Source organism: Nocardioides luteus (assembly GCF_014648595.1).
Classification (GTDB): domain Bacteria; phylum Actinomycetota; class Actinomycetes; order Propionibacteriales; family Nocardioidaceae; genus Nocardioides; species Nocardioides luteus.
Map to the genome: position 1 here is coordinate 333,071 of NZ_BMRK01000003.1, position 20,732 is coordinate 353,802.

Genomic DNA, 20,732 nt, shown 5'->3' on the forward strand with positions numbered 1-20,732 from the left:
TTGCGCCGACTCGGCGTCGGATCTTGGGGCAGATGCGCCGACTCGGCGTTGGATGAACGACGGAAGGGCAGAGCGTGAGCACCACACAGACATTTCGTACGCCGCTGACCGAGCTCACCGGGGTCGAGCACCCGATCGTGCAGACCGGGATGGGCTGGGTCGCCGGCCCGCGCCTCGTCTCCGCGACCGCCAATGCGGGTGCCCTCGGCATCCTCGCCTCCGCCACGATGACCCTCGACCAGCTCGAGAAGGCGATCGTCGAGGTCAAGGGCCGCACCGACAAGCCGTTCGGCGTCAACCTGCGCGCCGACGCCTCCGACGCGGCCGACCGCTGCCGGCTGCTGATCGACCACGGCGTCAAGGTCGCGAGCTTCGCGCTCGCCCCCAAGCCCGAGCTGATCGCCACGCTCAAGGAGCACGACATCGTCGTGATGCCGTCGATCGGCGCCGCCAAGCACGCCAAGAAGGTGGCCGGCTGGGGTGCCGACATGGTGATGATCCAGGGCGGCGAGGGCGGCGGCCACACCGGCGCGGTCCCCACCACTCTGCTCCTCCCGAGCGTCCTCGACGCCGTCGACATCCCCGTCGTCGCCGCCGGCGGGTTCTTCGACGGCCGTGGCCTGGCCGCCGCACTCTCCTACTGCGCCGCCGGCATCGGCATGGGCACCCGCTTCCTTCTCACTGCCGACTCGGCGGTGCCCGAGGAGGTCCGTCGTCGCTACCTGGACTTCGGCCTCGACGGCACCGTGGTCACGACCAAGGCCGACGGCATGCCCCACCGCCTGCTCCGCACCGAGTTCATCGACACCCTCGAGAAGGAGGGCGTCACCGCGAAGCTCCTGCGCACGCTCAAGCGCACCCGCCAGTTCAAGGAGATGTCCGGCCTGCCCTGGAAGACCCTGTTCAAGGACGGCCGCACCATGGTCCACGGCGGCGACCGCACCTGGTCCGAGGTCGTCCTCGCCGCCAACACCCCGATGCTCTTGCGTGCCGGCCTGGTCGAGGGTGACACGAGTGCCGGGATGCTCTCCAGCGGCCAGGTCGTCGGCCTCCTCGACGACCTCCCCACCTGCGAGGAGCTCGTCGACCGGATCATCACCCAGGCGGCCGACCGCCTCAAACACCTGGACGCCACCCGCATCTGACGCCATGGTGGCCCCATGACCATCGAGGTTCGCCCGGCGACGGTGTTCGAGGACGTACGCACCCTCGTCGGTCCCAAACGCCCCGACGCCAGCGTCTGCTGGTGCCTGAGCTACCGGATCCCGTCGAAGATCAACAACAAGATGCGCGGTCAGGAGCGCGGGGATTTCGTACGCAACCTGCTGAACGACGGGCCACTGGGCCTCCTCGCCTACGAGGATGACGAGCCGGTCGGCTGGGCCGCCGTCGCCCCACGCGCGGACACCACCTTCGCCCGCAACCGCAAGATCCCGCACGTCGACGACCTTCCGGTCTGGTCGCTGTGGTGCATCCGGGTCCGCCCCGGCCACCGCGGTCAGGGCATCTCGCACGCGCTCATCGAGGGTGCTGTCGACTTCGCGCGCGACCGCGGTGCCCCGGCGGTCGAGGCCTATCCGCTCGACAACCAGGGTGCGAAGGTCGACCTGACCATGGCCTACGCAGGGATCAGGAAGAACTTCGAGGCGGCCGGCTTCACGCACGCCGCCGACACCACCTCGACCCTCGCCGGCCACCCGCGCATCCTGATGCGGCGCAGCTTCGAGTGAGTCCCGGTTGCCCTCGGTCGCTACAGTGTGTGTCGTGAAGACCGAGACGAGCCGCGTACGCATCGCGCTCGTCGCCGTTTTCACGCTGATGCTCCCGGCGCTGATGAGCGTCGACCCCGAGCAGGCGCTGCTCACTATCGCCGTCTCGACCGCGCTCGCGGCCGTCGCGGTCGGAGCGATCGCCAACTTCGGCACGTTCGCCCTGGTCAGGGCGCGTTCTTCGGCTCCTACGGAGACGACCGACGGACCTCATCACCTCGCCGCCCGGGTCACCGACCCGGTCTGCTCCCCGCGCCGCCCGCGCGCTCCTGAGCTCGACTGACGCTCGCCCCAGGCGAGCCCGTCGGTCCTACCCACTCGTCTCAGGAGCACACCCATGTCCGTCCTCGCCCCGTTGTCCCATGCCCTGGCGGCCGCGCTCGCCGGCGCCCACCACGTCCTCACCTTCGCCGGCTCCGACGCCAGCTGGCTGCTCGCCATCGCCGCGGTGGTGGTGCTGGTCAGGCTCGTCCTGCTGCCGCTCACGATCCGCGGCGTCCGCCACGCCCACGCGTCGGCGCGGGCACGCCCGCAGCTGCAGGCGCTCACCAAGAAGTACACCGAGAAGAACGCGAAGAGCAGCCCGACCCAGGCCGACATGATGGCGATGATGGAGGAGCGGCGGAAGATCAACGAGGAGCACGGCGTACCCCGCTTCGCGATGCTCGCCGCCTTCGCCCAGCTGCCGATCTTCCTCGCGCTCTACCACCTGCTCTTCGACGTCAGCCGCGACACCGCGGTCGGCGCGATGAACGACTCGCTGGTGTCCTCGCTCGGCGCCGCGACCTTCCTCGGCACCCCGCTCACCGGTCACGGCTACCTCTCCGGCGACACCACCCACCTGGTGATCACCCTCGGTCTCGCCGCGACCGCCGCGCTGGTCAGCTACGTCACCCAGCGGCTGTGGGTGCTGCCCAACATGGTCCGCACCGGCATGCCGGACTCGATGCTCCGGATCCAGGAGCTGATGCCGGTCATCTCCGCCGGCGGCATGCTCCTGGCCGGCAGCAGCGTCCCGCTGGCCCTGCTCGTCTACTGGGTCATCAGCGGGTTGTGGACCGCAGGGCAGGCAGCGGTCATCCACCGCTGGTTCCCCACGCCCGGCTCCCCTGCTGCCGAGAAGCAGCTCCAGACGTCGTGAACCTCAGCGTGGCCCAGGGATCACGCTGAGGTTCACGACCTCGAGGTCAGAGCCGCTCGATGATGGTGACGTTGGCCTGGCCGCCGCCCTCGCACATCGTCTGCAGCGCGTAGCGGCCGCCGGTGCGCTCGAGCTCGTTGAGCAGCGTCGTCATCAGCCGGGCACCGGTGGCGCCGATGGGGTGGCCGAGGGCGATGCCGCCGCCGTTGACGTTGACCTTCTCGTGCGGGACGTCGAGCTCTTTCATCCACGCCAGCACGACGGATGCGAACGCCTCGTTGCACTCGAACAGGTCGATGTCGTCGACGCTCAGCCCGGTCTTGGCCAGAGCGTGCCGCGTCGCCTCGATCGGGCCGGTGAGCATCCAGACGGGGTCGTCGCCGCGCACCGAGATGTGATGGATCCGGGCCCTCGGGCTCAGCCCGAAGGTGCGTACGGCCGCGGCGGAGGCGACCAGCAGCGCCGAGGACGCATCGCAGATCTGAGAGGCGACGGCGGCGGTGATCCGTCCGCCCGGAGCGAGCGGCTCCAGCGCGGCCATCTTCTCCAGCGAGGTCTCCCGCGGGCACTGGTCGGTGTCGAAGTCGCCCACCGGCACGATCTCCCGGTCGAACCGCCCCTCGGCGATCGCGGTCTTCGCGCGCTGGTGCGAGGCGAGGGCGTACATCTCCATCTCCTCGCGCGAGATCTCCCACTTCTCGGCGATCATCTCGGCGGAGCGGAACTGGGAGACCTCCTGGTCGCCGTAGCGCTTCACCCAGCCGGGCGACTCGGCGAACGGCGTGGTGAAGCCGTACTGCTGCCCCACGAGCATCGCCGCCGAGATCGGGATCGCGGACATGTTCTGAAGCCCGCCCGCGACGACCAGGTCCTGGGTCCCCGACATGACTCCCTGCGCCGCGAAGTGCACCGCCTGCTGCGAGGAGCCGCACTGCCGGTCGATGGCCACGCCGGGTACGTGGTCGGGCAGCCCGGCCACCAGCCACGCCGTCCGCGCGACGTCGCCGGCCTGGCCGCCGATGGTGTCGCAGCACCCCATGATCACGTCGTCGACGGCCCCCGGGTCGATCCCGGTGCGGTCGACGAGCGCGGCCAGCGAGTGGGCGCCGAGGTCGGCCGGGTGGATCTCGGCCAGCGCACCTCCTCGCTTTCCGACAGGGGTACGGACCGCGTCGACGATGAATGCCTCAGACAATGTTTTACTCCTTACCCACGTCGGTCGAGCCGACGTCGTGAGGGACGAGCGACGTCGTGTCGAGACCAACACGGTCCCGTCGACGCTCGATCGGACTGTGTTGGTCGCGACACGCTCGGCCGCAGGCGGCCTCCCGGCTCGACCAGCGGGGCCCTACGCATGCTGGCTCGAGACCGAGACGACCTCGCCGGTCATGTAGGACGAGTAGTCGCTGGCCAGGAAGACCATGACGTTGGCGACCTCCCACGGCTCCGCGGCGCGGCCGAAGGCCTCGCGACCCTTGAGCTCGACGAGCAGCTCGGGCGAGGTGACCTTCTCCAGGAACGGGTGCATCGCCAGCGACGGCGAGACCGCGTTGACCCGGATCCCGTGCGCGGCGAGGTCGGCAGCGGCCGAGCGGGTCAGCGCCATCACCCCGGCCTTGGCCGCCGCGTAGTGTGCCTGCCCTTCCTGGGCACGCCAGCCGATCACCGAGGCGTTGTTGACGATGACGCCGCGCTTCCCGGCGGCCACGAACCGCTGCCCGACCGCCCGGATGCACCGGAACGTGCCGGTCAGGGTGATGTCGAGGACCCGCGACCACTGCTCGTCGGTCATCTCCAGCACCGACGCCGTCCCGCCGAGCCCGGCGTTGTTGATCATCACGTCGACGCCGCCGAACGGCTCGGCCGCGTCGAGCAGCGCCTGGACCTGGTCCTCCTGGGTGACGTCGCAGGTCACGCCCGTGATCCGGTCCGCCCCGAACTCCTCCCCGAGAGCGTCGACGGACTCCTTCAGCCGCCGCTCGTGGGTGTCGGAGACGACGACCGCCTTGGCGCCCTCCTCGAGCGCCTTCCGCACCACGGCCGCCCCGATCCCCGCACCTGCGGCGGCGGTCACGACGACCACGCGGCCCTCCAGGAGCGAGTGGCCGGGGACGTACGCAGGGGTGGGCTGTTCGGGCTTCATGCACGCGCCTCTCGCGGTAGGCCGAGCACACGCTCGGCGATGATGTTCCGTTGGATCTCGTCCGAGCCGCCGTAGATGGTGTCGGCGCGGGAGAAGAGGTAGAGCGACTGCAGCCGGTCGAGGGCGTAGTCGTCGCCGGTGGTCAGTCCGGAGAGTCCGAGGACGTCCATCGCGAGCTCACCGAGGTCGCGATGCCACCGCGCCCACAGCAGCTTGGAGACGCTCGCCTCGGGACCTGATGACCCCGAGTCGTACGCGGAGAGCGTCCGCAGCGCGTGCAGCCGGAGCACCTCCAGCCCGACATGGGCCTGGCTCAGCCGCAGCGAGATGGAGGGGTCGTCGATGACGCCGGAGGCGCGGGCCGCCTCCTCGACCGTCTCGAGCTCGCGCGCGAAGCCGACCTGCTGGCCGATGGTGGAGACTCCGCGCTCGAAGCCGAGGGTCGCCATCGCGACCTTCCAGCCGTCGCCGGGCGCTCCGACGACCAGGTCGGCCGCGGTCTCGGCGCCGTCGAAGAAGACCTCGTTGAACTCCGAGGTGCCGGTGAGCTGCTGGATCGGCCGCACCTCGACACCGGGCTGGTCCATCGGCACCAGCAGGTAGGAGAGCCCGTGGTGTCGCGATGACCCCGGCTCGGTGCGGCAGACCACGAAGCACCAGTCGGAGAGGTGGGCGTTGGAGGTCCACACCTTCTGGCCGTCGACGACCCAGCGGTCGCCGTCCAGGCGGGCTCGCGTGCGCACGCCGGCGAGGTCGGAGCCGGCGCCGGGCTCGGAGTAGCCCTGGCACCACAGCTCCTCGGCCGCGACGATCTTCGGCAGGAAGCGCTCCTGCTGGGCCGGGGTGCCGTGCGCGATCAGGGTGGGCCCGAGCAGCTCCTCACCGAGGTGGTTCACCCGGGTCGGGGCGTCGGCCCGGGCGTACTCCTCGTGGAAGATCACCTGCTGGAACAGCGGCAGCCCGCGGCCGCCGTGCTCCTCGGGCCAGCCGAGGCAGGTCCACCCGTGTGAAGCCAGATAGCGGTTCCAGGCCAGCCGACCCTCGTAGGACTCGTGGTCGCGGCCGTTCCCGCCGGTGCCGCGCAGCTCGGCCCATTCGCCGACCAGGTGGTCGGCGAGCCACTCGCGCACCTCGGCACGGAACGCCTCGTCCTCGGCGGAGTAGGTCAGGTCCATGCCGGACAACCTACCAAACCAAGCACTTGTTTGGTAGCGTCTACGGCATGACCGCCACTCCTTCCGAGACCAGCGTCGTGACGTACGAGACCCATGGCCCCGTCGCGGTGGTGCGACTGAACCGCCCCGAATACCGCAACGCCCAGAACTCGAAGGTGACCTACGCGCTCGACGAGGCGTTCACGCGGGCCACCAACGACGACGAGATCAAGGTGATCGTCCTGGGGGGCAACGGCAAGCACTTCTGCGCCGGCCACGACATCGGCACCCCCGGCCGCGACATCGACGAGAGCTTCGAGCGCAAGGCCGTGATGTGGTGGGACCACGTCGGCAAGGAGGGCGTCGACTCCCGTTTCGCGCGCGAGTCGGAGGTCTACCTCGGGATGTGCCGGCGCTGGCGGGAGCTGCCGAAGCCGACCATCGCGATGGTGCAGGGCGCCTGCATCGCGGGCGGGCTGATGCTGGCCTGGTCCTGCGACTTCATCGTCGCCTCCGACGACGCGTTCTTCTCCGACCCGGTGGTGAAGATGGGCATCCCCGGGGTCGAGTACTTCGCCCACCCGTGGGTCACCAACCCCCGCGCGGCCAAGGAGATGCTCTTCACCGGCGGCCGGTTCTCCGCTTCCCAGGCGGAGAAGTGGGGCATGGTCAACCACGTCGTACCCCGCGACGACCTCGAGTCCGAGACGCTGGCCCTCGCGGAACGGATCTCCGAGATGCCGCGTCTGGGTCTGGCGCTGACCAAGAAGGCCGTCAACCAGGCCGAGGATCTGATGGGCATGCGCGCCGGGATGGACTCGGTCTTCGGGCTCCATCACGCCGCCCACGCGCACAACGCCGAGGTCGGCAAGGACTCGCTCGCGGGGCTGGATGCGAGGTCGATGAAGAAGTGAGGTTCGAGCGCGGTGCACCCGTCCGGCGAGCTGTAACACGCTGTTCGTCGGACTATTCGCCCTATCTGAACGACCGGATAGTCCCACGAACGACGTGTTACACGGACCGAGGAGCGCGATGAGCACGCTGGAGTTCACGCAGGCCGAGGAGGCCTTCCGGCTCGAGGCGCGGGAGTGGCTGGCCGCCAACAACCCCGGCCGGCTGCCGTCGATGGACACCGCCGAGGGAGCCGCGGCCCACCGCGAGTGGGAGCGCACCCTCGCCTCCGGGCGCTGGTCGGTCGTCACCTGGCCGGAGGCGTACGGCGGCCGCGACGCGTCGCTGACCGAGTGGGTGATCTTCGAGGAGGAGTACTACCTCGCCGATGCCCCGACGCGGATCAGCCAGAACGGCATCTCGCTGCTCGCGCCGATCATCTTCGGCCACGGCACCGAGTCGCAGAAGGAGCGCTACCTGCGCGACATGACCGACGGGTCGTTGGTCTGGGCGCAGGCGTGGTCGGAGCCGGAGGCCGGGTCCGACCTGGCCTCGCTACGTGCCACGGCGACACAGGTCGAGGGCGGCTGGCGGCTCAACGGGCAGAAGACCTGGAGCAGCCGAGCGCCGTTCGCCGACCGAGGCTTCGGACTCTTCCGCTCGGACCCGTCCGCGGAGCGGCATCGCGGACTGACGTACTTCCTCTTCGACCTCCGTGCCGAGGGCGTCTCGGTGCGGCCGATCGACCAGCTCGACGGTACGCCGGGGTTCGCGGAGATCTTTTTCGACGACGTCTTCGTGGCTGATGAGGACGTGCTCGGCGCGGTCGGTGACGGCTGGAAGGTCGCCATGTCGACCGCCGGAAACGAGCGTGGGCTGTCGCTTCGGTCGCCCGGGCGGTTCTGCGCGGCGGCCGTCCGGCTGGTGGGGCTCTACCGCGAACGCGGCCTGGCCGATCCCGGCCTCCGGGGCGCCGGCGACGAGGTCGTCGACGCCTGGATCGGCGCCGAGGCGTACCGCCTCTACACCTGGGCCACCGTCACCCACGTCGAGGCCGGTGGCTCGGTCGGTGCGGAGGGTTCGATCAACAAGCTGTGGTGGTCCGACCTCGACCTCTCGCTCCACGAGACCGCGCTCTCGCTCCTCGGCGGTGAGGCGGAGCTCGCCGGCCCGTGGCTCGACGACTACCTCTTCTCCCTGTCCGGCCCGATCTACGCCGGCACCAACCAGATCCAGCGCAACATCGTCGCCGAGCGCGTGCTCGGCCTGCCGAGGGGTGGCCGATGAGGTTCGGACGTACGCCGGAGCAGCACGCCTTCTCCGAAGCACTCGACGACCTGCTCGGTGCCGCCGACGTCCCGTCGGCCGCGCGCGCCTGGGCCGGCGACGACCGCTCCGCCGGTCTGAAGATCTGGCAACGGCTCGCCGAACTGAGCGTCACCGGGCTGCTCGTGCCGGAGTCGGACGGTGGCGTCGGGGCGGACCCCGTCGACCTCACCGTCGCCTTCGAGCGGCTCGGCTACCACGGCGTCCCCGGTCCGTGGATCGAGTCGGTCGCCGTCGCGCCTCGTCTTCTCGGCGGCACTCCCGAAGCGGGCGTCCTGTCTCGGGTGGCGTCCGGCGAGGCGCTGGTCTCGGTCGCCTCGGGCGGTCGAGCGCTCGATGCGGACGTCGTGGAGCAGACGTACGCGCTGGAGAGCCGTGTCGGTCTCGACACGCCTCCGCCGCCCCCGTTGGTTGAGCCCGGCGAGCGCCAGCGAGCCGGTGTCGAAACCAACACAGTCGCCTCCGCGACCCTCTCCCGCGCCACCGTCGGCAGCGAGCAGAAGTCGGTCGACCCGTCCCGACGCCTCTTCGACGTGACCGCGGGCGACGAGGTCGTCACCCTCGACCCCCGGCCCGCTCTCGAGCTCGGCACCCTCGCCTGCGCCGCGATGCTCCACGGCGCCGGGCTGCGGCTCCTCGACGACTCGGTCGCCTACGTGAAGCAGCGGACGCAGTTCGGCCGCCCGATCGGCGAGTTCCAGGCGGTCAAGCACCTGCTCGCCGACGTACGCGTCGCCCTCGACTTCGCCGCCCCGCTGATTCACAACGCCGCGCTCGAGCTCGACGCCGAGGTGCCGACCGCGGCCCGCGCGGTCTCGGCCGCGAAGGTGGCCGCCGGGGACGCTGCGTACCTCGCCTCGCGCACCGCGCTCCAGGTCCACGGCGCGATCGGCTACACCCGCGAGTTCGACCTGAGCCTGTGGATCCTGAGGGTGCGGGCGCTGGTCGGCGCGTGGGGCACACCCGCCGAGCATCGCGCCCGGATCCTCGAGTCCCTGGTGGTCGAGCCTGTCGAGACCCCCTCGCGAGGAGAGATATGAGGTTCGCACTCACCGAGGAACAGTCCGACCTCGTCGCGACCGTACACACGCTGATCGCCAAGCGCGCCGCCTCGACGGACCTCCGTGCCGCGATCGACTCCGACCGCGGCTACGACCAAGAGCTCTGGCGAACACTGACCGAGCAGATCGGCGTGACCGCGCTCGCGATCCCCGAGACGTACGGCGGCGTCGGCTGCTCCTACATCGAGGCCCACCTCGTCCTGGAGGAGCTCGGCGCCACGTTGACGCCCTCCCCGTTGGTCGGGACGGTGCTGGCCAGCGAGGTAGTCCAGGGAGTTCTGGCCGGAATACCGGCGAGTAACGGGCCAGAACTCCCTGGACTACCCGAACCTGCCGCTCGACTTCTCGCCGAGATCGCCGACGGAACCCGGCTCGCCACCGTCGCGCCCACCGCACCAGCAGCCGGCAGCATGTCCGTGTCCGGCGACCGGTTGACGGGTAGCGTCTCGACCGTCCTGGACGCTCCGACGGCGGACACGATCCTCGTCGTCGTCGATGATCAGCTCTTCGCGGTCGACCGGACGGCGCCCGGATGCGAGATCATCGAGACTCCGGCGCTCGACCCGACCCTCCGGCTCGGCACCGTTCAGCTCACGGACGCTCCCGCCGCCCTCCTCGGAACGGTCGACCCGGCGTACGTCACCACCGTCGGCGCGACCATGATGACCGCGCTGCAGGCCGGCGCGGCGCGGGTGGCGTTGGAGCGTACGGTCGCCTACCTCAAGGAGCGCCACCAGTTCGGGCGCCCGCTGGGCTCGTTCCAGGCGCTCAAGCACCGCTGCGCCGACCTGCTCGTCCAGGTGGAGACCGCGAAGACGATGAGCTGGGCGGCGGCGTGGGAGCTGTCCCAGCCGGAGCCCGACGTACGTCTCGTCCGGGCTGCCAAGACCTGGTGCTCCGACGCGTTCTCCCAGGTCGCGGCCGAGATGATCCAGCTGCACGGAGGAGTCGCGATCACCTGGGAGCACGACGCCCACCTCTACTTCAAGCGCGCTCACGCGACCGCCCAGCTCTTCGCGACGCCGGCGGTCGAACCTGTCGAGACCCAGCAGAAGGAAACGAATGGATAAGACACTCGCCCTCACCGAGGTCACCAGTCAGCTCGAGTCCGGGATGACGATCGGCATCGGCGGCTGGGGATCACGGCGCAAGCCGATGGCCCTGGTCAAGGAGATCCTCCGCAGCGACATCACCGATCTGACCGTGGTCGCGTTCGGCGGCCCCGACGTCGGCCTGCTCGCCCGCGCCGGGAAGATCCGGAAGCTCGTCTACGGCTTCGTCAGCCTCGACTCGATCCCGCTCGACCCGAACTTCACTCGCGCCCGCGAGCGGGGCGGGATCCCGGAGACGAGCGAGTACGACGAGGGCATGTTCGTCGCCGGCCTGCGCGCCGGGGCGAACCGCCTCTCGTTCCAGCCGATCCGGGCCGGCCTCGGCAGCGACGTGATGGCGATGAACCCCGATCTCAAGACCGTGAAGTCGCCCTATGACGAGGAGGAGTACGTCGCCGTCCCCGGCCTCCGCCTCGACGTCTCGCTCATCCACCTCAACCGCGCAGATGCGGCCGGCAACGGGCAGTACCTCGGCCCCGACCCCTACTTCGACGACCTCTTCGCGATGGCCGCCGACCGCACGATCATGTCGGTGGAGCAGATCGTCTCCACCGACGACCTGACCGCCAAGGCGCCACCGCAGTCGCTGCTCGTCCCGCGGATCTTCGTGAACCACGTCGTCGAGGCGCCCGGTGGCGCCCACTTCACCAGCTGCGAGCCCGACTACGGCCGCGACGAGGACTTCCAGAAGACGTACGTGGCAGCCGCCAAGTCCGACGCCGACAGCGACTGGACCGAGTTCGAGGAGCGTTACCTGTGACCCTGCAAACGATCAGCCGTGCGGACGTCTGCGTGGCCGCTGTCTCCGACGCCTTCAAGGGCTCCGGCGAGGTGCTCGCCCACGCCGTCGGGATCGTCCCGGCCATCGGCGTACGTCTCGCCAAGGCCACCCACACCCCCGAGCTCGCGCTCAGCGACGGCGAGGCGTTCATGATGGCCGAGGCGCCGCCGCTGCTGAAGACCGCTGCGGCCGGCGGTGTGCCGGAGGCCTGGGTGCCGTTCCGCAGCATCTTCGACATCGTCGCCAGCGGCCGCCGCCACTCGATGATGGGCGCCAGCCAGATCGACCGTCACGGCAACCAGAACATCTCCTCGATCGGCGACTGGCGCCAGCCGAAGCGCCAGCTGATCGGCGTACGCGGCGCTCCGGGCAACACCGTCAACCACCGCGTCGACTACTGGGTCGCCAAGCACTCCGCCCGCATCTTCGTCGACAGCGTCGATGTCGCCAGCGGCGTCGGCAACGACCGCGCCGTCGGCACCGCCGGGCGCTTCCACGATCTCGGGGTGGTGGTCACGAACCTGGCGGTCTTCGGGTACGACGAGAACGGCCTGATCAAGGTGAACTCGATCCACCCCGGTGTCACTCCCGAGGAGCTCCAGGAGGCGACCGGGTTCCCGATCGACGCCACCGACGCGCCGCTCACCCGCGAGCCGACCGAGGAGGAGCTGAAGATCATCTCTGCGGAGGATCCGAAGGGTCTCCGTCATCGCGAGGTGCCCGAATCCTGAGACGGATCGGCGGGCTTGACGGGCACTTTGTGGACTTGATGGGTGTTCCAGTGCCCGTCAAGTCCAGGGATACCCGGTCGACCGGGTATCCCTGGGGCCGGGCCCGCTAGGCCAAGATCCCCGCATGAAGCAGCTTCAGATACTGCTCCGCAAGCGTCTCAGGAGTGTGCCGCCCGCCCGGCCGATACCAGGAGACGGTGGACCAGACCCCGTCGCGGATGAACCGGTAGGTCAGCGCGGGATCGAGGGAGGCCTGGAAGACCCCCGCGGCCTGGCCGGCCTCGATGACCCGGATCCACAGCGCCTCGTTGTCGCGTGAGCGCTCGGCGACGAACTCGAAGCCCTCGACCGTGGCGAGGAAGGACGCCTCGTTCTGGTAGAGCGCGACGGCGAGGCGCTCGTTGTGGATCGTCCGGAACGACTCGGTGATCAGTCCGTCGAGGTCTGCCTGGGGGTCGACGCCGGCCTCGACGATCTCGGTGAACCGCGCGTTGAGCCCGTCGAGGAACCCCGACAGCAGCTCGGTCAGCATCGCTTCCTTGGAGCGGAAGTGGTGGTAGAGCGAGCCCGAGAGTATCCCGGCGGCATCGGCGATGTCGCGTACCGTCGTCTGCGAGAAGCCCTTGGTCGCGAACATCTCCGCCGCCAGCGTGAGCAGCTCGGCCCGCCGCGACGAGCCCGACGCCGTCCCCCGCCGTCTCGGCGCAACCCCCGTGTCAGTCATGGACGAAGCCTACCAAACAAGCAGTTGCTCAACTATCCTTCCGAGGATGACCCCGCGCACGATCCCCGCCCTGCTCGAGAAGGCACAGCAGACGTACGCCGACCGCCCGGCGATCGTCGACGGGCCGACCACGCTCACCTATGCCGAGCTCGCCGAGGCAGCGGAGAGGGCTGCGCGTGCCTTCCTCGCCAGCGGCGTACGCAGCGGCGACCGCGTCGCGATCTGGGCACCCAACCGCTGGGAGTTCCCGGTCGCGGTGCTCGGCGCGCAGACGATCGGGGCGGCCGTGGTGCCGCTCAACACCCGATACCGGGGGCACGAGGCGCGCGAGATCTTGGAGCGCTCGCGAGCCACCGCGCTGATCACGGTGAACGGTTTCCTCGGCACCGACTACGTGCAGATGCTCCATGACGCCGGGCCGCTCCCGGAGCACCTGCTCACCGTCATCGACCTCGCCGACGGCTGGGACGACTTCCTCGCGAAGGGCGAGGAGACATCCGAAAAGCGTCTCGCGGACGCTAAGGCGACGGTCACCCCCGACACCCTCGCCGACCTGCTCTTCACCTCCGGCACCACCGGCAAGCCGAAGGGCGTGATGAGCGCCCAGCGCCAGACCATCGGCGTCGCCGACGTCTGGGCGCGCGGCGCGGGCCTCTCCCCCGAGGACCGCTACGCGATCGTCAACCCGTTCTTCCACGGTTTCGGCTACAAGGCAGGCTTCATCGCGGCCTTCACCGCCGGCGCCACGGTCTACCCGATCGCGACCTACGACCCGACCCAGGCGCTGAAACTCATCCAGGACGAGCGGATCACTGTCCTCCCCGGCGCCCCCACGATCTTCACCACGCTCATCAACCACCCGGACCTGAAGACCTACGACATCTCCTCGCTGCGTTTCGCGATCGCCGGTGCCGCGAGCGTCCCGGAGAGCCTCTTCGCCGACATGCGCGACGTCCTCGGGATCGACGAGGTCAAGGGCGCCTACGGTCTCACCGAGTGCATGGTCGCCACCACGACCCGCCCCGGCGAGGACCCGGCTCACGTGGCCAGGGTGGTCGGCCCGGCGGTCGAGGGGCTCGAGATCCGCACGGTCAGCGCGACCGGCGAGGACGCCGAGCCCGGTGAGGACGGCGAGGTCTGGATCCGCGGCGACAACGTCATGCTCGGCTACTTCGAGAACCCGGAGGCCACCGCCGAAGCGATCGACGAGGACGGCTGGCTTCACACCGGCGACGTCGGCCGTCTCGACGAGCACGGCTGCCTGAAGATCACCGACCGGATCAAGGACATGTTCACCGTCGGCGGGTTCAACGTCTATCCGGCCGAGGTGGAGAACACCCTGGCCGGCCACCCCGGCATCGTCGAGGCAGCGGTCGTCGGCACCCCCGACGCGCGTCTCGGCCAGGTCGGCAAGGCATTCGTGGTCGTCCGCGACGAGGTGACCGCCGACGAGATCGCCGCCTGGCTCAAGGACCGCCTGGCCAACTACAAGCAGCCGAGGACGTACGTCCTGGTCGACAGCCTCCCCCGCAACGCCAGCGGGAAGATCCTGAAGACCGAGCTGCGCGAGCTCCCGGCCGAGACCGGGAGCGCCGGCTAGGACGCGGCTGCCTGCGAGAGCAGACGCTCCTGGTTGACCCGGATCGCCTTCTCGGCGAGGTCGGAGCCAGCCGAGGCGTACAGGTTCAGGACGGCGTGGGCGCCGCGCTTCTTGAGCTCGTCGCGCTCCTCCGGGCGCAGCGCGATGGCCGCGACCGTGCCGGTGAACCCGAGCTTGCGGAGCAGTGCCATGGCGAGCAGGTTGTCGCCGTGGAACGGCATGGTGAGGACGACCAGCTCCATGCCGGCGCCCTTCTTGACCCGCTCCCAGAAGTCCTGGTCGGTGGCGTCGGCCTCGACCACGTTGAAGCCCTCGGCCTTGAGCGAGTCGGCGCGCAGCGAGTCGTGCTCGATCGCCAGGACGTCGTAGCCCTGGATGTCGCGCAGCTCCTCGTAGGTCGTACGCCCCACCCGGCCCATCCCGACCACCAGCGCCTTGGCCTTGCCGAGGTTGATCGGTCGGTCGGCCTCCTGGAGCCGCTCGGGGCGCTGCTCCGGCAGCTTCCGGTTGAGCAGGTTGATGAGCTTCGGTGCGTACGCGTTGAAGAGCGCGGCCACCAGGAAGGACAGCGACGTCGCGACCGCGAGCACGGTCTGCCACTCGGCCGACGCCAGCCCGGTCGCGGCGGCGATGACGATCACGATGAGCCCGAACTCGGAGTAGTTCGTCAGCGTGAACGAGGCCAGCGTCGCGGTGCGGTAGCGCAGCCCCATGAAGGCGAAGATCGCGATGTAGGCGGCGGCCTGGAAGGGCAGCAGGATCTGCAGCAGACCGGCCAGCGCCAGGTCGCCGAGCGAGGGCACCCCGGTCAGGCCGATGCTCAGGAAGAACGCGATGAGGAGGAGCTCCTTGGTGCTGAACAGCAGCTTGGCCAGCGCCGGAGCCTTGGCGTGCGAACCGAGGAGCACGCCGACCACCAGCGCGCCGAGGTCGCCCTTGAGGCCGACCGCGTCGAAGAGCCAGTAGCCCGGCACGAGCGCGATCGCCAGGCCGAAGAGCGCGGTCAGCTCGGCCGAGGAGATGCGGTCCCAGACGCGGTGGGCGAGCCAGGCGCCCGGCAGCAGCAGCACCAGCGCGAAGACCCACGGGGAGGGCCAGTGGCCCTTGGAGATCGTCAGGAAGACGACCGCGACGATGTCCTGCATGACCAGAACACCGATCGCGATGCGGCCGTAGAGGGTGTTGTTGTCGTGACGCTCGTCGAGGACCTTGATCGCGAAGACGGTCGAGGAGAACGAGAGCACGAACGCGATCAGCGCCATCTCGCCGAGGTCGGCGTCGGTGACGAGCGCGAAGCCGAGCGGGGCGATCCCGGCCAGCAGCCCGATCCCGATGACGATGCTGAACGCCAGGTGGGCGAAGGTGCTCAGCCACACGTCCGGGCGGAGCAGCGACCTCACATCGAGCTTGAGCCCGATGCCGAACAGCAGCAGCGTGACACCGAGATCGGCCAGCGTGTGCAGGCCCTCGAGCTCGCCGACACCTGCGGCGTGCAGCCCGAAACCAGCGGCCAGGAAGCCGACCAGGGGCGGGAGCTTGAGGAACATCGCGACCAGCCCCGCTCCCAGTGCGACGAGCAGGTAGAGCGCGGTCAGCGACATATTGGTACTTCCCCCATGGTCAAACTAGACGTTCCGACGGACGTACGATACCGCGCGATACCACATCGGGTTACGCTGGGGCCATGGCAATGACTCTGCGACTCAGCGAGGCCGACGACCGGCTGCTGACCGACCGCGCCCGCACGGAGAACCGGTCCAAGCAGGAGATCGCCCGCGAGGCCATCCGCGCCTACCTCGAGGACCACAACCGTCGCATCGAGGATCTCGAGGACGACCTCGCCCTCGCCCGCTACTCCCTGCGCCGCGAGCTCGGCGAGGTCACCTACACGCCCCACACCGAGGCCCGCCGCGCCCTCGGTCTCGACCGTCCCGCCGGTCAGTGACCGGCCGGTGACGTACGAGGTCGTCTGGGCCGACGAAGCACTCCAAGCGGCCGGGGCGTACGTCGACGACGACCCCGTCGGACTGCTCCAGGTGTTCGACACCGTCGACACCCTGACCGACGCCCCCCGCGACGTCGGCGCCTACGCCTGGGGCAAGGACCGCTACCGCCTCCGTGTCGGGCGCTACCGCATCGTCTACGTGGTCGAGGAGCGCCGCATCACGGTCGCCGTCATCCACCTGGGTCGACGGAGCGCCTGAGGCTCCGTCGGGCGCTCGCGGCGCTGGTCGCAGGTGTAACTCCGTGTGTAACTCGACGTGTAACACGCTGTTCGGCCAACTACTCGCCCTATCTGATAGGGCGAATAGTCCTACGAACGACGTGTTACACGTCCGGTGCGCCGACCGATCAGCTCAGCTCAGCCGCTCGATCACCATCGCCATGCCCTGGCCGCCGGCGGCGCACATGGTCTCGAGCCCGTAGCGGCCGCCGGTCTCCTGCAGACCGTGGAGGAGGGTGGTGGCGAGGCGGGCGCCGGTGGAGCCGAAGGGGTGGCCGAGGGCGATCGCGCCGCCGTTGACATTGACCCGATCGGGGTCGAGGCCGATCTGGGCGATGCTGGGCAGCACCTGGGCGGCGAAGGCCTCGTTCATCTCGACCAGGTCGATGTCGTCGGGAGACAGACCAGCGCGGGCGAGCGCCTGGCGGGAGGCGTCGACGGGGCCGAGGCCCATGATCTCGGGCGAGAGCCCGGAGACTCCGGTCGAGACGATCCGGGCGAGCGGCGTGATGCCGAGCTCGGCGGCGCGTACGTCGCTCATGATCACCAGCGCCGCGGCTCCGTCGTTCAGCGGGCAGCAGTTGCCGGCGGTGATGGTGCCGTTCTCGCGGAAGACCGGCTTGAGGCCGGCGACCTTCTCCAGGGTCACGCCGGCGCGCGGCCCGTCGTCGGTCGAGACCACCTCGCCGGACGGCAGCGTCACCGGCGTGATGTCGCGCTCCCAGAAGCCGCGGGCAGCGGCGGCCTCGGCGCGGTTCTGGGAACGTACGCCCCACTCGTCCTGCGCCTCGCGGGTCACGCCGCACATCTCGGCGACGTTCTCGGCGGTCTCGCCCATCGCGAGGTGGTAGTCGGGCAGCTCGCCGGCCTCACGCGGATCAGTCCACGGGTCACCCGCCGCCACCCGCGCAGCCCCGCGCTCGCCCGCCTCGAGGAACTCCTCCGCCTTGGTGTCGGGCATCCCGTCGGCCTTGCCCCGCTCGTAGCGGGACACGCACTCCACCCCGGCGGAGATGAACGCATCTCCCTCCCCGGACCGGATCGCGTGGAAGGCCATCCGGGTGGTCTGCAGCGACGACGCGCAGTAGCGGTGGACGGTGGTGCCGGGCACGGCATCCAGGCCGAGACGCACGCCGACGACCCGGCCGATGTTGTAGCCCTGCTCCCCCGCGGGCTGCGCGCAGCCCATCATCAGGTCGTCGATCTGCGTCGGGTCGAGCTCGGGCACCGACGACAGAGCGCTGCGTACGACCTGCTCGGCCAGCTCGTCGGGTCGCAGATCCTTCAGCGATCCCTTGAAGGCGCGGCCGATCGGCGAGCGGGCGGCGGAGACGATGACGGCTTCGGGCATGGGGGCTCCTCGATGTCGCGGACTGCTGGGTCGGGCTACTTGTTGGGCGTGTGCTGGAGGAAGGCGGGCCACTCGCCGCCGCCGTCGACGGCGAGGACGGCGCCGGTGACGTGCGCGGCGAGCGGCGAGGCGAGCAGCACGCAGGCATCGCCGACCTCCTCAGGCGTCGCGAAGACGCCACGCGGGATGGTCGCGGCCACTGCGGCCCGCTGCTCTGGACTGCCGTAGTGGTCCTCGGACCCCGGGGTGGCGACGATGCCGCAGGAGATGGCGTTGACGCGTACGTCGGGCGCCCACTCGACCGCGATCGACCCGGTCAGGCTCTCGACGGCGGCCTTGGCAGCGCCGTAGACGGCGGTGCCGGGGCTGGGCCGCCGCGCCGAGATCGAGCTGATGTTGACGATCGATCCGCGGGAGGCCTTCAACGCCTCGTACGCCGCCTGGCAGACGTAGGCGGTGGCCAGGAAGTTGATCGCCGAGATCTTCTCGTGGAAGCGCGGCGACGCGGTCGCGAAGTCGGCGTAGGGCGCCCCGCCGGCGTTGTTGACGACCACGTCGAGCCGGCCGAGCCGGGAGGTGATCGCCTCGATCCAGGCCGCGACCTGCTCGGGATCGCGAACGTCGACCTGCGCGAAGACCGGCTTGCGGCCGTCGACGACGGGCAGCTCCTCGGGGGCGGTGCGGCCGCAGATCTCGACCTCCGCGCCCGCCTCGAGGAAGCGCGTGACGATCCCGGCGCCCACGCCGCGGGCGCCACCGGTCACCGCGACCACCTTGCCGCTGAAGTCGATCTCGACTGCCATGTGCGGCAGTCTAGAGCGCCTACCAAGCAAATGCTAGGTTGATGGCCACGGTGACCGGAAGAAGACGCCTCAGACGCAGTGCACGTCCACGAAGTAGGTGTGCTCTCCGTTCATGTGCTTCTTGACCTGGACAGGCACGGTGACCGAGCCGCTCGCGTCCGCGAGATAGGTCTTCCCGTCGGCGTGCACGTCGTCGATCTCGCAACCGTCCTGGTCAGACACGGTGATCTTGTGCAGACCCGCCTCAGCCGCCTCGACGTGCGCCTCGTGGAAGGCGAGCACGGCCGGGTTGTACTCGGAGTACTTCACGTTGTGCGCGCCGAGCGTGTCGGTCCACTTCGCAGCCAGACCGTCGAGGTACGGCCCGCCGTGCCGCGAGAAGCGGGTGTCGATCTCGACGATCGCCCTGGCCTTGACCTTGAAGTTGTCGGTCTTGCTGTCGGCGGGCACGAATCCGTGCCGGTTGCCCGGAGCGGAGGAGTCGAGCGCGTCGTACGGCGTCAGCCAGACCTTGTACTCGCCACCGTTGTTCGGGGTGTCGAGGAACGGGAAGAACTGCACGGTGATGCCGCCGTCCTCGGCGTCCGTGCCGGTCGCGTGCGCGCAGGCACCGCTCGGGGCGACGCTGACGAAGCGGCCGCTCGCGTCGACCTCCACGCGCCGACAGCTGACCGGGTCGGTCGAGAGCAGTGTCTTCCCGGACGGGTCGGTGACCTGGAACGCGTAGATGCCAGCCGGCAGGCCGGCGGCGTCGGCGGGCGCGTTGATGCCGGGGCCGCCGTTGAGATAGACGTCCTGCTTCGCGGCGTAGTGGTTGAGGTTCACCGGTGCACCGGTGACGTCGGTGGTGAAGATCGCGCCGGAGAGCTGCAGCAGAGGTGCCGCCGAGGTCGGCATCGACCAGAGCGCCGCCGCGACGATCCCGGTCGCGACGGCACAGACGAGCTTTCGGATCATGGGTTTCCCCCTCGGGTAGGTCGGACCTCGAGTCTTCGACGGCCCCGACCAGCGACCCCGGTGGACTGCCGGGTATCACCTGAACCGGGTAGAGCTCGCCGACGTGTGTCGAGCACGATTCTGGACAGACCGGGGAATACCGGAGACTGCCTCCGTCTTTGTCCAGGTGGATCGAGGCAACGGCCTCGGCAGACCTGAGAGGAACCTTCTTGTGACGACCACCGCCGTCGAGACCTTCACGGACGTGATCCACTCGCGCTTCTCCGCGCGAGCCTTCCTGCCCGACCCGGTACCCGCCGACGACATCCGCGCCGTCCTCGAGGACGCCCGCCGCGCTCCGTCACACAGCAACACCCAGCCGTGGGAGGTCCACGTCTTCTCCGGTGACGCCCGCGACCGCCTCAGCGAGGCGATGCTCAAGGCGTTCGAGGCCGGCCAGATGACGCCCGACTTCACCACGACGTACGGCGAGGACGACAGCGTGCACGTCCGCCGCTCGCAGGAGGCCGGCGCCCTGCTCTACAACACGCTCGGCATCGCCCGCGACGACATGGAGGGCCGGATGAAGGCCGTCGCCGAGAACCTCCGTTTCTACGGTGCGCCGCACGTCGCGCTGCTCTTCGTACCGGAGCTCGGTGATGTCGTACGCGCTGCCAACGACGTCGGCATGTACGCCCAGAACTTCCTGCTCTCCCTCACCGCCCGCGGCTACCACGGCGTCCCTCAGGGCATGCACGGCCTCTTCGCCGACGCCGTCCGCGCCCACCTCGGCCTCCCGGCCGACCTCAAGCTGCTCTACGGCATCTCCTTCGGCACCGCCGACCTCGAGGCCCCGCTGAACCGCCTCGACATCGGCCGCGCGCCGCTCGAGGACCACATCGTGCTCCACGACACCTCGCTCTGAGCGGGTCTCGCGAGCTGTAACACGTCGTTCGTAGGACTTCTCGCCCTATTGGAACGACCG

General features: G+C 69.8%; 22 protein-coding genes. 14 read left to right on the forward strand and 8 right to left on the reverse strand.

Annotated elements, in window-relative coordinates; all coding sequences use genetic code 11:
• Positions 1 to 74 precede the first annotated feature (74 nt).
• The 4 genes from IEY81_RS06050 to yidC are packed head-to-tail and all read left to right on the forward strand — an operon-like array spanning position 75 to position 2,910.
• On the forward strand, positions 75 to 1,145 hold the full coding sequence (locus tag IEY81_RS06050) for an NAD(P)H-dependent flavin oxidoreductase (protein WP_189117555.1): 1,071 nt from the start codon (positions 75 to 77) through the stop codon (positions 1,143 to 1,145).
• 15 nt (positions 1,146 to 1,160) lie between these two features.
• Complete coding sequence (locus tag IEY81_RS06055; protein WP_189117556.1) at positions 1,161 to 1,730, forward strand: GNAT family N-acetyltransferase; 570 nt, start codon at positions 1,161 to 1,163, stop codon at positions 1,728 to 1,730.
• 34 nt (positions 1,731 to 1,764) lie between these two features.
• The gene (locus IEY81_RS06060) at positions 1,765 to 2,052 is read left to right on the forward strand and encodes a hypothetical protein (RefSeq protein ID WP_189117557.1); all 288 of its coding nucleotides are present in this window, start codon (positions 1,765 to 1,767) and stop codon (positions 2,050 to 2,052) included.
• A gap of 54 nt (positions 2,053 to 2,106) precedes the next feature.
• A complete protein-coding gene (gene yidC, locus IEY81_RS06065) occupies positions 2,107 to 2,910 on the forward strand; it encodes a membrane protein insertase YidC (RefSeq protein ID WP_189117558.1) in 804 nt (267 codons plus the stop codon).
• 46 nt (positions 2,911 to 2,956) lie between these two features.
• Here the strand turns inward: yidC and IEY81_RS06070 are convergent, their stop codons facing one another.
• The 3 genes from IEY81_RS06070 to IEY81_RS06080 all read right to left on the reverse strand — a co-directional run bounded on the left by IEY81_RS06070 (position 2,957) and on the right by IEY81_RS06080 (position 6,228).
• On the reverse strand, positions 2,957 to 4,105 hold the full coding sequence (locus IEY81_RS06070) for an acetyl-CoA C-acetyltransferase (RefSeq protein ID WP_189117559.1): 1,149 nt from the start codon (positions 4,103 to 4,105) through the stop codon (positions 2,957 to 2,959).
• A 153-nt stretch (positions 4,106 to 4,258) separates the two neighbouring features.
• A complete protein-coding gene (locus tag IEY81_RS06075) occupies positions 4,259 to 5,053 on the reverse strand; it encodes an SDR family oxidoreductase (RefSeq protein WP_189117560.1) in 795 nt (264 codons plus the stop codon).
• Positions 5,050 to 6,228, reverse strand: a complete 1,179-nt coding sequence (locus IEY81_RS06080; RefSeq protein WP_189117561.1) for an acyl-CoA dehydrogenase family protein — start codon at positions 6,226 to 6,228, stop codon at positions 5,050 to 5,052. The genes IEY81_RS06075 and IEY81_RS06080 overlap by 4 nt, the downstream gene beginning before the upstream one ends.
• 47 nt (positions 6,229 to 6,275) lie before the next feature.
• Here IEY81_RS06080 and IEY81_RS06085 point away from each other — a divergent pair, with 47 nt between their 5' ends.
• The 6 genes from IEY81_RS06085 (at position 6,276) to IEY81_RS06110 (ending at position 12,109) form a co-directional block, all read left to right on the forward strand.
• Positions 6,276 to 7,121: an enoyl-CoA hydratase gene (locus IEY81_RS06085; protein WP_189117562.1), complete on the forward strand. Its 846-nt coding sequence runs from the start codon at positions 6,276 to 6,278 to the stop codon at positions 7,119 to 7,121.
• Between the two features lie 118 nt (positions 7,122 to 7,239).
• On the forward strand, positions 7,240 to 8,385 hold the full coding sequence (locus tag IEY81_RS06090; RefSeq protein WP_189117563.1) for an acyl-CoA dehydrogenase family protein: 1,146 nt from the start codon (positions 7,240 to 7,242) through the stop codon (positions 8,383 to 8,385).
• Positions 8,382 to 9,464 carry an acyl-CoA dehydrogenase family protein gene (locus IEY81_RS06095; RefSeq protein WP_189117564.1) on the forward strand — a complete coding sequence of 361 codons (1,083 nt, stop codon included), beginning with the start codon at positions 8,382 to 8,384 and terminating at the stop codon, positions 9,462 to 9,464. Before IEY81_RS06090 ends, IEY81_RS06095 begins: the two co-directional genes overlap by 4 nt.
• A complete protein-coding gene (locus tag IEY81_RS06100) occupies positions 9,461 to 10,555 on the forward strand; it encodes an acyl-CoA dehydrogenase family protein (RefSeq protein WP_189117565.1) in 1,095 nt (364 codons plus the stop codon). The genes IEY81_RS06095 and IEY81_RS06100 overlap by 4 nt, the downstream gene beginning before the upstream one ends.
• A complete protein-coding gene (locus IEY81_RS06105) occupies positions 10,548 to 11,357 on the forward strand; it encodes a CoA transferase subunit A (RefSeq protein ID WP_189117566.1) in 810 nt (269 codons plus the stop codon). The genes IEY81_RS06100 and IEY81_RS06105 overlap by 8 nt, the downstream gene beginning before the upstream one ends.
• Positions 11,354 to 12,109, forward strand: a complete 756-nt coding sequence (locus tag IEY81_RS06110; RefSeq protein WP_189117567.1) for a CoA-transferase subunit beta — start codon at positions 11,354 to 11,356, stop codon at positions 12,107 to 12,109. The genes IEY81_RS06105 and IEY81_RS06110 overlap by 4 nt, the downstream gene beginning before the upstream one ends.
• 106 nt (positions 12,110 to 12,215) lie before the next feature.
• Here the strand turns inward: IEY81_RS06110 and IEY81_RS06115 are convergent, their stop codons facing one another.
• Complete coding sequence (locus IEY81_RS06115) at positions 12,216 to 12,833, reverse strand: TetR/AcrR family transcriptional regulator (RefSeq protein WP_189117568.1); 618 nt, start codon at positions 12,831 to 12,833, stop codon at positions 12,216 to 12,218.
• Between the two features lie 46 nt (positions 12,834 to 12,879).
• On the opposite strand from IEY81_RS06115, the gene IEY81_RS06120 reads away from it, so the two are divergent.
• A complete protein-coding gene (locus IEY81_RS06120) occupies positions 12,880 to 14,433 on the forward strand; it encodes an AMP-binding protein (RefSeq protein WP_189117569.1) in 1,554 nt (517 codons plus the stop codon).
• Here the strand turns inward: IEY81_RS06120 and IEY81_RS06125 are convergent.
• The gene (locus IEY81_RS06125; protein WP_189117570.1) at positions 14,430 to 16,034 is read right to left on the reverse strand and encodes a cation:proton antiporter domain-containing protein; all 1,605 of its coding nucleotides are present in this window, start codon (positions 16,032 to 16,034) and stop codon (positions 14,430 to 14,432) included. The two genes, IEY81_RS06120 and IEY81_RS06125, sit on opposite strands and share 4 nt — an antisense overlap.
• Positions 16,035 to 16,117: 83 nt before the next feature.
• Between IEY81_RS06125 and IEY81_RS24090 the strand changes: the two genes are divergently transcribed.
• Together IEY81_RS24090 and IEY81_RS06135 are read left to right on the forward strand one after the other, a co-directional pair.
• The gene (locus tag IEY81_RS24090; RefSeq protein ID WP_229787408.1) at positions 16,118 to 16,378 is read left to right on the forward strand and encodes a YlcI/YnfO family protein; all 261 of its coding nucleotides are present in this window, start codon (positions 16,118 to 16,120) and stop codon (positions 16,376 to 16,378) included.
• A gap of 7 nt (positions 16,379 to 16,385) precedes the next feature.
• Positions 16,386 to 16,637 carry a type II toxin-antitoxin system RelE family toxin gene (locus IEY81_RS06135; RefSeq protein ID WP_189117571.1) on the forward strand — a complete coding sequence of 84 codons (252 nt, stop codon included), beginning with the start codon at positions 16,386 to 16,388 and terminating at the stop codon, positions 16,635 to 16,637.
• 153 nt (positions 16,638 to 16,790) lie between these two features.
• On the opposite strand, the gene IEY81_RS06140 is transcribed toward IEY81_RS06135, so the two are convergent.
• The 3 genes from IEY81_RS06140 to IEY81_RS06150 all read right to left on the reverse strand — a co-directional run bounded on the left by IEY81_RS06140 (position 16,791) and on the right by IEY81_RS06150 (position 19,768).
• Positions 16,791 to 18,008 carry an acetyl-CoA C-acetyltransferase gene (locus IEY81_RS06140; RefSeq protein WP_189117572.1) on the reverse strand — a complete coding sequence of 406 codons (1,218 nt, stop codon included), beginning with the start codon at positions 18,006 to 18,008 and terminating at the stop codon, positions 16,791 to 16,793.
• A gap of 35 nt (positions 18,009 to 18,043) precedes the next feature.
• Positions 18,044 to 18,811 (reverse strand): SDR family oxidoreductase, encoded by a 768-nt coding sequence (locus IEY81_RS06145; RefSeq protein WP_189117573.1) that lies wholly within the window; start codon positions 18,809 to 18,811, stop codon positions 18,044 to 18,046.
• Positions 18,812 to 18,880: 69 nt separating this feature from the next.
• On the reverse strand, positions 18,881 to 19,768 hold the full coding sequence (locus IEY81_RS06150; RefSeq protein ID WP_189117574.1) for a hypothetical protein: 888 nt from the start codon (positions 19,766 to 19,768) through the stop codon (positions 18,881 to 18,883).
• Positions 19,769 to 19,979: 211 nt separating this feature from the next.
• Here IEY81_RS06150 and IEY81_RS06155 point away from each other — a divergent pair, with 211 nt between their 5' ends.
• Positions 19,980 to 20,672 (forward strand): nitroreductase, encoded by a 693-nt coding sequence (locus IEY81_RS06155; RefSeq protein WP_189117575.1) that lies wholly within the window; start codon positions 19,980 to 19,982, stop codon positions 20,670 to 20,672.
• Positions 20,673 to 20,732: the final 60 nt, after the last annotated feature.